The 13680-nt window shown below is 57.3% G+C and carries 6 protein-coding genes; 1 reads left to right on the top strand and 5 read right to left on the bottom strand.

Translation table 11 applies throughout. The features are described 5' to 3' along the window. Positions 1-53: 53 nt before the first annotated feature. Both FBY02_RS18390 and FBY02_RS18385 read right to left on the bottom strand, forming a co-directional pair. Positions 54-359, bottom strand: coding sequence for a hypothetical protein (locus FBY02_RS18390; RefSeq protein ID WP_144929662.1), 306 nt, complete (start codon positions 357-359; stop codon positions 54-56). Then, on the bottom strand, positions 356-3643 hold the full coding sequence (locus FBY02_RS18385; protein ID WP_256662534.1) for a hemagglutinin repeat-containing protein: 3288 nt from the start codon (positions 3641-3643) through the stop codon (positions 356-358). Before FBY02_RS18385 ends, FBY02_RS18390 begins: the two co-directional genes overlap by 4 nt. Positions 3644-3982: 339 nt before the next feature. Here FBY02_RS18385 and FBY02_RS18380 point away from each other — a divergent pair, with 339 nt between their 5' ends. Continuing rightward, positions 3983-4255: a hypothetical protein gene (locus tag FBY02_RS18380; protein WP_144929661.1), complete on the top strand. Its 273-nt coding sequence runs from the start codon at positions 3983-3985 to the stop codon at positions 4253-4255. Positions 4256-4303: 48 nt separating this feature from the next. Here FBY02_RS18380 and FBY02_RS18375 read toward each other — a convergent pair whose 3' ends face one another. From FBY02_RS18375 to FBY02_RS18365, 3 genes are all read right to left on the bottom strand, one after another. Beyond that, the gene (locus FBY02_RS18375) at positions 4304-4864 is read right to left on the bottom strand and encodes a hypothetical protein (RefSeq protein WP_144929660.1); all 561 of its coding nucleotides are present in this window, start codon (positions 4862-4864) and stop codon (positions 4304-4306) included. Between the two features lie 218 nt (positions 4865-5082). Next, on the bottom strand, positions 5083-5661 hold the full coding sequence (locus FBY02_RS18370) for a hypothetical protein (RefSeq protein WP_144929659.1): 579 nt from the start codon (positions 5659-5661) through the stop codon (positions 5083-5085). Then, a partial coding sequence (locus tag FBY02_RS18365; RefSeq protein WP_178115372.1) for a hemagglutinin repeat-containing protein occupies positions 5658-13680 on the bottom strand: 8023 nt, incomplete at its 5' end. The genes FBY02_RS18370 and FBY02_RS18365, both read right to left, overlap by 4 nt.

Raw genomic sequence — 13680 nt, 5'->3', positions numbered from 1 at the left:
CTCCCCCTAGACCTGTTGTACCGGGCGAAGTTACTTTTACCCCAAATCAAAAATCACTCCTTTCGACGATAAATAACCCTATCAGTTTCCGACAGGCTAGGTAGCTTTTCGTTGCCAACCAAAATTTCTGACTTGCATATTAAATCCGAGTCCTGATACGCAGTATATTGGCATATGACATCTTCTATCTCGTCAATATCATCCTCTACATGCTTCTCAAGATAGAATTTTATTACCCACATATTATCTTCACGAGACAATACCACCATCCTGAAGTTTGGAGTAACCGCCCCCAGCATTGCTTGAACAAGCATTAACACTTGGAAATTCCAAGCTTTCAATTCAGCTGCCGCATTCATTTCTGAGTCCAATTAGGATTAGCAGGGACGATACTTGGGCTCTTTGTACCTTTGATGATAAAAACATTGGTTGGCTGGCCGGTTATGCCAACGCCAGCGTTAACGTTGGTTCCGGTTACACCTTCAAATTTCACGACCGGAAACCCTTGAGCATTCTTACCTAAAATCTCGACCTGTCCTGTACGGTAAGCATCTAGTACTTTTTGAGCATCATCAACACTATTCAAGAACCCTCCGCCCCCTCGAGCCTCAAGCTCAGGCCTTCCAGCGATATGCCGAAGCTGTTTCTGACTGATTTTGCTAGCCACCTCTGGAAAGTCTTCAGGTGTAAGAATGCCTTTTGCACCTGTAATGCTCTTCTCTATCTCAACCAACCCGGCAAGATTACCCCCAGCCTTCGGTTTCAGTCCATTATCAGTCTCAAAATAGAGCTTGCCATCCGCTGCCAAAACCTCTGTGTTGCCAGTCTTGGTATTGATGACTCTACGATAGCCGTCGGGTAAACCACCCGTTTCATTGAAGGCAGCTCCTGCTGAACTACCTTCACGATAACCGTCAGGCAGAGCGGTTTTTTGCCTAACCGTAGAAACTCCGGTACTCGTAGCCTTGGTTTGCATGAAGCGATCAAGCGCCGCCTCAACAGTGGCCGATGTTCCGCGTGCACCGCCCGAACTCGGTAGAACCAATGAGGCCACACTGGTTGCGATCTCCCACTGGGTAGTGACCTTGGCCAATTTCGTCAGATTGTCTAATGCACGCTCGGTCAAGGTGTCCTTGTATTGCGTGCAGGTGGCAGTCGTGCAATTGAGATCCTTAAGCGCGGTCAGACCGCCCTGAATCGAAGTCAACAGGGACTTGGCAAATGCCCCACTGACGGCGTGCTCCGACCAATCGGTGATTTCGTTACTGATCTGTTCGTACTTTCCCCCTACCCACGTGTTTTTCTGGCAAGTCTCGTTGCTGCCGCAGGCATTCATGTCCCCGACAAAGTCACGCATGTCATCATGGTTGAGGTTGTTGTACTGGGTAGCATTGCCAGCCACAAACGAACCCGTCTGGAGGGCATCCGTGTCATCGCCGGCCACGGCCGCAGCAGCTACAACGCCTAACAATTGCGAGGCTGCGAGCATCAGGCGGTCGCGATTTTCCGGGGCCATCTGAGCCGACATCCGCCGCAACTGATTGGCAAACGCCTCGTTCACACCCGCCGCCATCGCGCCCACGGCAAAGTCGCTACCCGATGCTTCAGCGATCATGCCGCCGACCAACGCATGCAGGGCGATTTTTTCCGGGCTACCGGTCTTCAGCCCAAGATTTCCCACCTGATCGAAGGAGTAAGCCGACAACGTGCTGTAGACCGTCGATTGCAGGATGCTCGCAAGCGTCACGTCTCGACCAAAGGCCTTGGCAATCGCGGCAGCGGACGCGTTGTTGATCAACTGCTGACCGGCAAAATGGCTGACGGCTTCTATCGACCCCAGGTCAATCACTGTCTTGCCATTGACCTGTTTGGTCATGGTCATGTCGCCCAGATAGTTATCGGCGACACCTGCAGTGATAGTCGCAATCGCAGCGTCGGTAAGGCCGTCTTTGCTGATGACCGCTTTCAACCCGGCGCCTAGGTCGCCATTGTTATTGATGGTCGCCACCGTACCGGTAGTAGCGAGACTGGCAGCACCCGCAAGGGATGCGCCGCTCAGACCGACACCAGCAGGGCCAAGCATCACCGTCATCAGGATGGCGACGATCATCTGCGCGGCAGGCCCCATACCGGAGTTCGCGTACTTGAAGCTGGTATGGATTTCCTGCACTTGTCGCCAATCGACACCGCCTTGCGCATCCAGCTCCTTGAGCCACGCCAGTTTCGGGTCAGCCTTGACCATCGCATCGATGGACTCGCTCACCGTCTGCTTATTGACCTGCAGCACATCTGCGTGAATCTTGCCCACCGCATTGATCACCAGATCGCCCCGGGCAGTCAGCTCACTCTGGCGCAAGGTCTCGTCGGTGCGACCTTCGCCTTCCATACTGAACCAGGCGGCGCTGGTCTTGCTTTTCTCGTGACTCTCCTGATGCAGATCCTTTGCACTTTCAAAAGTGATGGAACCACCACTGTCGAGAGTCAGATCATTGCCGCTATTGAGTTTTGCAACTTGGTAGCGTTGATCCCCATCACTGACCAACGTCAGATCCCCCCCAGTCGTGATCTCACTCCCAATGTGCTTCACATCAGTCACTTCATCACGCTGCGTCTTCTTGCTCCCCCAACTCCCTTTCTTCTTCTCGTCGAACAACGAATAATCGCTGTTCTGCGCGGCCAGCAACTGAAGCTTCTCCCCCGCCGCCAGATAGGCCTCGTCGCCCGCCGTGATCCGGCTGGAAACCATCGTCAGGTTCTTCTTGGCGTTCAGGTCAATACTGCCACCCGCGTTGATCTCGGACTTGACCTGACTGACATGATCTTCCTGCACCGTCAGTTTTTTGCTCTTGTACAAAAAGTGCTGTTCATCCGCCGCCGAGCTGATGGTGATGTTCTCGGTCGCGGCCATGTCGATGTCGCGCTTGGCGTCGATCTGGCTGGCGATGACGTTGATGTTGTTATCGGCCTTCGCCGACAGGTCTCGTCCGGCGGTGACGCTCGCGCTGTATTGAGTGGTCGTGCTGTTGTTTCGGTTCGTGCCATGTAGCTCGTTGTCGATGGTCTGCGCAGCGACGAGGTTGACATCGCTTCCGGCATTAAGGAGCAGGTCGCGTCCGCTTTGCAGAGCGCCACCTATATTGTTGATGTCCCGTCCCGCCGAGAAGCTCAGGTCGTTGGCGGCTTCGATACGAGCCGCGCTGTCGATGAAGCTGGTGCGCTCACTACGGAAGCCGCTTGTACTTTGATGGGTAGTAACCGTGCGTTCGTTGACCACATCTCCCAGAATCGCCGTTGCAGAGACGTCACGCCCAGTGATAATGCCGCCCGCTCTGTTGATCACATTGGTACCGGCCAGTAGATCGAGACGATCAGCGGACTGCATGAGGCCGCTATTGGCCAGAGTCTCGCCCGCTGCTGCCGACAGGTTATTGCTGGCTTTCAAAGTGCCTACGTTGTTCAGATCCTTACCCGCAATCAGGCTGACATCGCGTCCCTGGATCAACGCGCCGTTGGCCGCGAGGCGGCTGTTGGCGTTGGCCAGGTACAGCACCGGTACCAGGACCTGCTCGCCGTTGACCTCGGCGTTTTCCATCCAGACGATGTCATGGGTCAGGGCCGCGACTTGTTCGGAGGTGAGGCTCACGCCGATGGACAGGGTGAGTTCCTGTTTGGCGCCCTTGCCACAAAATCCTACGCAAACCTAGGAAACAAGCGCCTTGCGGCATTCGAAGGATGAAGCTTATAGTCCGCCCGTCGCCCAAATGGCGATCGGATTTGGCGATCCGTTGACCGTGTGCGAAAGCTCCCGCTTACTTGCAGGAACTTTCGTACCCGCATCACTGCTCTATGGCAGTTGTGCGCGGGAGACCCTCGGGTCTGCCGGAACTCGGTCCCGGTTCGCCAACCTGCGTACAGCTGTCACCCATTCGTTTGGCGACGATAATGGGTGACGGTCTTCACTACCATTGACCGAGACTTAAACATGAAACGATACATGCCCATTACTGGCATCGACTGCACGCCCGCCACCCTGCTCATCGACACCGAAGTCCCGCTCGATGTTCTCTTCGAAACTGCCGATTACCGTATTCGCACCGTGACTCAGGTGTTGGAGAACATCGCGTTTCGTTCGGATATCAGCTCCGACACAGTCGTGCTTTCCGACTTCTGCAAAATGCTGACGATATCGTTGCGCGATGGGTGCGACGTGATGGATGTGATTGGACGGCGGCTGCGAGCGCAGGCGGCGGAGTAATAAAAACGGGCGACCTGTGGGTCGCCCATTTAGCATTTGTAAACTGAATCAGCGGCTAGGTGCGCTCGCAACAGGAACGCGCTGCTGAGGCTGAGTGGTGTCATAGACATGCAGCTCACAGCCTTCACCTACAAACTGAAACTCCGCCAGATAAACCTTACCTTTCTCCGGCGTGAATGTAGTGCTGATCGGGCCGCAGCGGTAGCCACGGTTGATACTCGCACCACTGGCGTAACCCGATACCTCGAATGGCTGATCGGGGTCAGCTTGTACCTCCAACTGAGGGAAGTGCTTCAAGGTCGCGCTGTGAGTCGCTTCGTTAAGCTTGGCTATCCAGCCAAACACTTTGCCACGACCGGAGTCCACTACGGTTCCCTGCACATCCAGGCGCTGGTCGGGGTCCGTTGCGCGCCTGATCGAAAACTCTACCGGGACGACGTTGCCGGTCGCTTTCATGATGACCTTGGCGTGCTGGGCGTCGACGGTTACTTTATTTTGCTGGAGTTGGATGCCGTTGTTGAGCAGGGTTGGGGAAGAATCTCGGACGTTGGATTTGCAGCCTGGTAACGTCAAGATCAGGCTCAATATCAGCAGTGTGGTTTTTTTCATGGATGCTCCTGACACATTATTAATAGCTAAATGAAAACAGGGGAGGGGACCACACTCAATCGTCTCATCTCTATAAAGAATGATGTGAACCTGATGAGTTTATCCAAGAGCTTCTCAGGATAGCCACGACTAAAAGGCGAGCGATTCCAGTCAACTCACAATCGTGCTCTCCCCTAAGAAACCTTGCCCTACTTCGCGCTTTTTCTCACTTTGCTTTGCTAGCCAACAACCGCTAAAGCAATAATTACTTGATCTGGCCTCTCATTCAGATCGCAGCAATAACCTGTCACCTCCAGCCCTCCATATTCCCTATCTGTATAAAACCATTCCTCTGCACTATCAAACTCAAGATCCGTATAAGGCAATAGCTCTCTTACAAAATCCCCAAGCCCTATATTTTCTGGCAACTTACCCTGATATGAGCTGACTGGTTTTTGACCATCGGCAAGATTTTCATACATCCACACTTTAACGGCATAAATCTTCCAGTTGCGAGTTAGCACATGGAGCGCTCTTGTCTCAACACCTAAATGCTCCGGACTATCGTAATACAAGCGCCAATTAGTTAATTCCAAATCAACAACATGAAATCCATATCCACCCTCTCCCTTTGAGTCGAAATGCTTTTCCATCTTTAGAGCGGGAGAGTCTACAAACTTATATATACCCTTCGCATCGTCGACAACATACTTATTAAGCACCGCTTCAAACTCATCAACATGAACTCCCAAGGGGATTCCAGCAAGTGAGTGAGATGGCAAAATCGGAGCCGACCACCTGATAACAAAATCACTCATTTTGGCTCCCATAAGTTTTTCGCTGAATTAAACACAACTTTCTGCCCCTGCGGATTATAGTAAACAGTATTATTATCATAAATAGGCATGCCTTTTTCGAAGGTCGGCCTATAAGTGGAGGGATCAACTACCTTGGCCTTACTGCCATCAAAATAGGTAACCTTATAATACTCACCTATATGAATTGACGGCTTAACTCCCCCAACAGTAGATGGACTATATTGAATCTCTTTGATCCCAGTTGTACCACCTTCAACCCTATAGACCTGAGCATTGCCCGATGACCCAGCTCTGGGTGGTTCATAAATTAGCTTAGCACCATCCATCTGGAACGACTGCTGAATATCATCAATGGATTTCCCCCAGACATTCGCCGGGGCTTCCACCATATTCCGTGGAATCCCGGCTTGTGCCGCAAGGTCTTCCCGTAGTCCGATCCGTATTATAGCGGAAGTAGCCGGAGTCAGAGCCTCCAACTGCTGCGCAAGCTTGGCCTCAAACTGCCCCAGCTCACTGACCTTCCCAGCCGCCCCCACCTCACCAGGCCCAGGCAAAATCAACGTAGCAAGGTCAACAGCGTTCTTCGTCGTTTGCAGCGCCTGACCATAGCTATTGTTTTGCAGCTTGAGGACAAAGTCCTGGCCATCCTGAGTGACCATCCAGCCACCAACGAAGTCCTGTGGCTCTATAAACGGGTCCAGCGCGTTGTTCGCAACTTCCAGCACGTGGCCCGAAAGAAGGTCGTTCCCCATCGAAGCCATTGATTGAACCGTGGACCAAACGCTTCCACCCAAACCGGCTAACGATCCCTTGGCTCCGTCAAACGCGCCATTTTTTCTGCCGCTGAAATCAAGATTCAGTTTGTAGAAATTAACCAGATCAGTGGTGCCATAAGAGTCCGGGTCACCGAGGTAAGCAATATTGATATCTGCATTCTTGAATTCCGATGAGTGCGTCTTGTTGTAGTTCTTTATCAGGGCCAGCGTTTCGCTGGAGGTGTAACCCTTGTTATCGTTCTCCAGAGCTCCGACAGTGGTGTCATACCGCTCAGCCAACGGCGCCAACGCCTTCCCCAGGTACTCCAATGTCACAGCATCAAACTGGCCGTCTGTCCCACCAATCGTCTTGTTCCAGTCCGCATCGGTATAAAACGCAAACGCCCGCGCCATCCGCTGCTCGGCCTCGGCCTGACTGATGCCAAGCCGGGCAGCCAGCATTGGCGCTTCCTGCTCGATCAAGCGCGCTTCGGTGGGATGGACCTGGCGGTTATATCTTTCTACGTTGCTCGCAATAGTCGCGCCGCTCGCCTGTGCGATGCCGCCCTTGCCTACCGCCGCCCCCAGACCTGCTGCCAGCAAGACATCGAAAGCATCTCGGCTGTCGACACCTACACCGCTGTCTTTAAGCACCTTATCCAGGGCCGGCATGATGGCGGCCGAAGCTCCTGCGCTCAGCGCGCCCCCTGCGGCGATGCCGCTGGACAAGCCTTGCGCAGCGCCGGCCAAGCTATGGAGCAAGACGCGCGCTGCACCGCCCTCGCCCCAGGCGGCCTGAAGCGTCTTATCTTTCTGCCGTGTGGCTTCTGCCAACTGCTGATCAGCGTAATCACCAATTTTCTTGTACGTGTCGGCCGCCGTGGTGTTAGCCACCAACCCCACCGCCGTACTGCCCCCAACGCCGCCCAGACCCGCCGCAATCAAGCCGGCAGCGATATCAGCCATGAAACGTTTGTCACCGCCCACGTCCCAGCTCTTGGCATCGGCAATCGCAGCGTTGCGCTCTTGCTCGGTCGACGCAGTTCGAGCCCTTTCATTGGCAGCCTGTTGCTGCGCGCTGGCGACCTCGGAGATGACCGTCTTGGATAAAGCAACGGTGCTTTGGATCAGCTCGATCCGCTCCTCCATCGCTTTTTCATCTGGACGGTCCAACCGGGAATTGGCGTTGTCGGTATCCCGGCTCAGTCCCACAAGGTCATTGGCCCCGGCCGCATTACGGACGGTGATCGTGCCTTCGCTGACAGCGCTGCGCGTGGTGCTGTGGTCGGAATCCTTGAGCGACAGCGGAACGCTGCCACCAAAGGTGGTACCTGGCTTCAACTCGCCATAACCACTGCCATAAGAAGCGTTGAAGCCTGCGGACTGGCTCTTGATCTCACTGACGTTCTTGATGTCGCTGACGATCAGCCTGTCCGTACTCAGGCTGTTCTTGTCGGCCGTGGCCTCGCTGGCAATCACCGAACCTTGCAGTACGGTGTTCTTGCCCACGGTGATGTTGTAGCCGTCCTTGCCGGCGAACAGACCGCTTTGATCCGTCACCGCCTCGTACTTGCTGTTCATGTTGCTGGCGGCGATGTTGGCGGTTGCCGTCACCGTTTCGCCGTAACAGAACGGCGGAATGCAGATGCTGGCACCAAAGCCGCCGCTGGTTTGCTTGTTCTTGTGTTCGGACGTGTCCTGTCGCGAGGCGATGTTCAGGTCGCCACCCACCAAGGCCAGGATGTTGTCGGCATGAATCTGTGCCCCAGCCAGGGTCGTGTCGTTTCCGCTCTGCAGTTTCAGCGAGCCCGTATCCAGGGTGCTGTTGACCTGCGTGACGTCATGACCGCTCCCCTTGCCTTTGGCGAGCTGGGCTCCGAGGTCGAGGGTGAAACCGTTCTGCGAGCCAATGTTGAAGCTGGCGCCGATGGCGGTCTTGTTGTTGCTGCTATGGTTCTCACGATCTTCGGTGTTCTGTGCACTCTCGAACGTGATGTCGTTCTTAGCCAGCAGCAGCGTATCGGCCGCCTTCAGCTGACTGCCGACAACATGGATACCCCCGGCAGTGCCGGCAGCCTGGCCCGACGCAACGATCAGCAGGTTCCCGCCGCTGTTGACGGTGGTCTGCTTGGCAGTGGTGCTTTCGTACTGCGTAGTGCTCTTGCTGTGGGTACTGGCCAGCTCCGTCCCGATCTTGAACACGGCACCGCTGCTATTTGGGCTGCCGCTGGCGGCCGCCGCAAGATCGTCAACCCGATCGCCCATGCCGTTGAGCGCCATCAAGGCCTGTGCACCCTTCACGGCCTTGAGACGACCATCATCGGCGTTCTGCGCAGCCTTGGCGTTGTCCCGGATGCTCTTCACCGTATCGACAATCGCTCCACCCACCACGCGTCCTACGGCGAGGCTGCTGGACTTGTCCGTGCTGCTCTGGCTGGCACTTTCCATACCGGCAACCAAGGTAACGTTGGAGCCCGAGAGGTTGGTGTTCTTGGTGCTGACAAGGTCACTGGCTATTACGCTCAGTTCGCGGCCGGCAGACAGATTGATGCTGCCCTCGCTTGAACCTACGGTACTGCCGGTCAACGTTGTCTGAGTTGCTTTGCCTGTATGGTTTCCCTTACTGATCGACAGGTGCTGGTTACCGGTGATGTCATCCATGCCGAGGTTGTTGCCCGTCAACACACCGGTCAGATCATGGCTCTTCTGCTTGTGCATTTCGTCACGGGTAAAGATGTTTTCAGCCGCGTCGATCTTCAGGTCGCGTCCTGCCTGAACGCTCAGATCCCGGGTGCTGACCAATGACGAACCGGTTACGGTTACATCACGACGCGACGCCACATCCACGGTATTTCCCGAGATGATGCTGCCCACCGCCGTGGTTTGGGTTTCAGCAACCTTGTCCTGAACCTTGCTCGACTTCAGGCCCCCCCAACTGCTCTTGCTTTGGCTACGTTCGTGACGGGCACTGGTGGAGTCGGTAGCGGCAGTAATCTGTATGTCGTTACCGGCTGCCAGCGTCACGCCACCTTTCTCGGAACTGACCGCACTTCCTTCAATCGCCAGGTCCTGCCCCGCTAGCAAGGTGCTTTTCGTTCCACTGGTAACCGAACTAGCCACGTTGGTAACAGAACTGGTCTCATCCAGCCGAAACTTCTTACCAGAAGACGACTTCTTGGTCTTGCTGTAGAAGCTGTAGTCCGAATCTTCAGCCGATTGCAGCACCAGGTTCGCGGCAGCGCTCAGGTACGCCTCGTCCCCAGCATTGACCTTGCTGGCGATCAGTCCCAGGTCCTTGCCCGCACTGAGCGTCACGTCCCCTCCGGCGTTGACCGTTGTCGCTACCTGCTGGGCGTGGTCTTCCTGACTGGTAACCTTCTTGGTCTTCCCATACGAATGCTGCTCATCCGCCGCCGACGCCAACGTCAGATCACCCACCGCACTCATGCTGACATCGCGCTTGGCTTCGATCTGACTCGCAACCGCCGTCAGATCACGCCCAGCCTTGACCGTCAGGTCGCGACCGATGTCCAGACTGGAGCCATATTGGATGATGGTTTCGTCGCGATGCAGCCCGCGCGTTCCGCCGGCGATGCGTTCGGCCGAGGTGAGGTTGATGTCGCGGGTGGCGCTCAGGGCCGTGTCGGCACCGCTTTTCAGTACCCCACCGACGTTGTTGATGTCACGCCCGGCGTTGAGGGTCAGGTTGTTGGCGGCTTCGATGCGGGCGGCGCTGTCGATGAAGTCGGTGCGTTCGCTGCGGTAGCCGCTGTCGCTTTCGTGGGTGGTGACGGTGCGTTCGTTGATCACGTCGCCGTTGGTGGCGGTAAGCGTGACGTCGCGTCCGACGATGATGCCGCCGGCCTTGTTGACGAGGTTGTTGCTCGCCAGCAGGTCGAGGCGGTTGCCGGCTTCCACCAGACCGCTGTTGACCAGGTCGTTGGTGGCCTTGGCCGACAGGTTGTTGCTGGCGCGCAGGGTGCCGGCATTGCTCAGGTCCTTGCCGGCGATCAGGGTGACGTCGGCGCCCTGGATTAACGCGCCATTGGCGGCCAGGCGGTTGTTGGCGTTGGCCAGGTACAGCACCGGCACCAGCACTTGCTCGCCGTTAACCTCGACGTTTTCCATCCAGACGATGTCATGGGTCAGGGCCGCGACTTGTTCGGAGGAGAGGCTCACGCCCAGCGACAGGCCGAGTTCCTGTTTGCTGGCGATGGCGTTGTTCATCAGGTACTTGAACATGTCCTCGTTGGAGGTCTGGCCGTCGATGAAACGCTGGCCGGTGCGGGCGACCACGGCTTGCTGGATCAGGGTCTGCTCATAGAGGCCGTCGCCCAGGCGCTTGGCGCTCTGGTCCGGGTCGTAGCCGAGGTTTTGGAGCAGGTAGTCCGAACTCATGAACTGCTTGAGGTCGGTAAGCACCGGATTGGTTTCGATCAGGTATTTGTGCGGGTTGGCCGCCACGGTGCTGGTAGGCAGCCCCTGGACGCGGTTGAGCGTGAAGTCGGCGCTACGGCCGGGCAAGGTCCCTGCCACGGTAGCGCTGGTGTCGAAGGTGCTCGCCTGGCCAGTGGGCGGTGTCTGCTGACTCTGGGCCGGAGTCAGGCTTACGGTGCCCAGGGTCCAGCTTTGTGGACCGCTGCTGGCCGGAGCGCTGCCATCCTGTCCGCTCAGGCGGAACAAGCCATTTTGGCCGGTGGGCAGGCTGAAACCGGGCAAGGCGACCGGGTTGACCTGCTGTTGCGCCAGGTTGGGGGGCAGTTGCTGGTTGAGGGTGATGCGGGTCGAGTATTGGCTGCCTGCCGCCGCCGTGCTGGTGCGTGGGCCGCTACCAATGTAGCTGTAGCCCGGGCGTACGACGCTGTTGTCGATGTTGTTCTGGGTCGAGATGTTGACCGCGCCACCGGCCTGGATTACGGCTGCGTAGCTTTGGTCGCCGCCGGCGAGTTGGGTGGTCTTGCGAAATTGCCCAAGCTCCGTTTCGGTCATGCCGATGAAATTAGCGATGCCCCCTTCGATGCCGCCCAGGTTGTTGGCGTTGTAACCCGCGCTTTCGAACCAGTACTGGTTGTTGAAGTTGCTCGCCGCGCTGTACCAGCCACCTGCATTTCGGGTCCGTTCGGACATGTAAGTCCGCGAGGTTTCGGTTTCACCCGTTTCGACGCCGCTGTTGGTCAGGTTGGCCAGGGACGCGCTCAGGTTGCCGCCGCTGGCAATGGTGCTGCTCTGGTTCAGCAGATTGCCGCCACGCAGGGTCAGGTTGCCACCCGCTGTAATGCTGGAAGCCGCGCTGGCTGCAGTGACTTCGGTTTTCTCGCGTTGCAGCAACTCCCAGACATGGTTCTGCTTGCCGCTGCAATCCCCGGCGTTATAGCCCTCGATACAAGCGATTTCGTAGATTTTGGCGGTATAAATACCGCCGTTGCCCACGGTCAACAAGGTGCGGATGTTCTGAATCGTGCTGGCCGCCAGGCTCATACTGGCGTCGCTCTGGATCGAGCCGGACCGGTTGAGGATGCTGCTCGCCAGCGCGCCCTGGCCGTTGCGATCAACGCTGAGGTTGCCGAGGCTGTAAATATTGGCGTCGAGGTTGTTCAGTGTGTCGACCCGCAGGCCCATGTCGGCACCGCTGAAGATCAACCCTTGATTGTTCGTCAGCAAACCGGTCGTGACGGTCAGCCCCTGAGCGCTGCCCAACGTCCCGAAATTGTTTATCCCACCGGCGTTGACCACCAGGTTGGCGGCGGAGGTCAGCCGGCCGGCGTTGTCCAGTTGACCGCTGACATTGAGGGTGGTGTTGCCGCCGCCGGCGATGCTGGAATTGACGCTGTTGAGGCTCACTTGCGCAGCGCCAAGTACCAGGGTGCCCTGGCTGCTCAGGCGACCAGCGCCCCAGTAGGCGCCGCTCAGGCCGATGTTGACGCTGCCATTACTGGCAAGCAGGCCTTCGTTGAACCAGTTGACGCCGCTGCCGGTGAAACTGTCGGAGGCCAACAGTTGACCGCTGGCGGTCTGGGTGAAGTTGTTGACGTTGACGTTCAGGCGCCCGGCCTGGATGACGCCGCTGTTGCTCCACGTGTCGGTGCTGATGGTCAGGCCGCCACGGGTGACGAGCGTGCCGCCAGCGCCGGTGACGTTGGCGGTGGAAATGTCGAAAAGCCCGGTGCCTACGTGCAGCAGGCTGCCACCGGTGTTGAGGAAACTGGCAGCACCAAGCGTCAGATCAGTGTTGGCGGTTTCCAGAGTACCGTTGCGGTTGTCAAACAACCCACCAATCTGAAACTCGGTCTTGCCACTACTACCCAATGCCCGCAACTGCCCCGTCTGGTTATCCAGACTCGCTGCCTTGATCGCCAGGGTGCTGTCACTCTCGATGATGCCCAGCCGGTTGTTCAATGCCCCGGTCAAATCCAGATCGATCTGGCTACCGGCAATCTGACCGTCGTTGTCGCCGCTGTTATCGAAATCGTTGCCGGTAACGCTGACCTTGCCCTTGGCATACAGCCCGCCGTTGCGGTTGTCGAAGTTGCGGGTGGTGACGGTGGCGTCGCCGGTCTGGGCCGAGATGCGCCCGCCGTAGTTGTCGATACCGCCCAGGGCGATCAGGTTCAGGCGCTGGGCCTGGGTGATGCCGCCCTGGTGGTTGTTGTTCAGGTCGTAGCCGTTTTTCAGCACGCCGCTCAGTTGGGTGGTCAGCAGACCCTGCAGGCTGGCGAGTACGCCGCCACGGTTGTCCAGGTTGCGGGCAACGACCATCAGGTCAGCGGCCTTGGCCTGGAGGCGGCCGCTCTGGTTGTCGAGGTCGTTGGCGACGGTCAGGGTCATGGCGCCCTGGCTCTGCACGGTGCCTTTGCCATTGGTGAGGCTGGCGGCGTCGATCTGCACGCCGCTGTTCTGGCTGTAGATCAGGCCATCGGCGTCGTTCTGCACCGTGCCTGTAGCGGTCAGGACAAGTTGATCATTGGCCGCGACAGTGCCGCGGTTGCGGTTGTCCAGGCCGGCGGTGAGCAGGGTCAGCAGGCCCTGGCTGGCGATCTGGCCGCCCTGGTTGGTGATCTGTGTGGCACGCTCGACCCGCAGCGGGCCGACGCTGGCGATCTTGCCGTTGGTGTTGGTGAGGGCGCCGAGCAGGTCGAGGGTCACGGCGGCGTTGCCAATCAGCTGGCCGTCGGTGTTGTCCAGAGTGGTGCCGGTGAAGCTCAGGGCATGCTGGGCGTTGACGGTGCCGCCGGCGTTGCCGAGGGTCATGGCGTTGATGACCAGG

This window comes from Pseudomonas sp. SJZ078, assembly GCF_007828255.1.
Taxonomy (GTDB): domain Bacteria; phylum Pseudomonadota; class Gammaproteobacteria; order Pseudomonadales; family Pseudomonadaceae; genus Aquipseudomonas.
Note: the sequence above shows the minus strand (reverse complement) of the source record. Positions and strands in the feature narration are given on the sequence as shown.

Coding starts and splice junctions, on each gene's coding strand:
- FBY02_RS18380 (WP_144929661.1), top strand. CDS start 3,983: ATGAAACGATACATGCCCATTACTGGCATCGACTGCACGCCCGCCACC.
- FBY02_RS18375 (WP_144929660.1), bottom strand. CDS start 4,864: ATGAAAAAAACCACACTGCTGATATTGAGCCTGATCTTGACGTTACCA.
- FBY02_RS18390 (WP_144929662.1), bottom strand. CDS start 359: ATGAATGCGGCAGCTGAATTGAAAGCTTGGAATTTCCAAGTGTTAATG.
- FBY02_RS18370 (WP_144929659.1), bottom strand. CDS start 5,661: ATGAGTGATTTTGTTATCAGGTGGTCGGCTCCGATTTTGCCATCTCAC.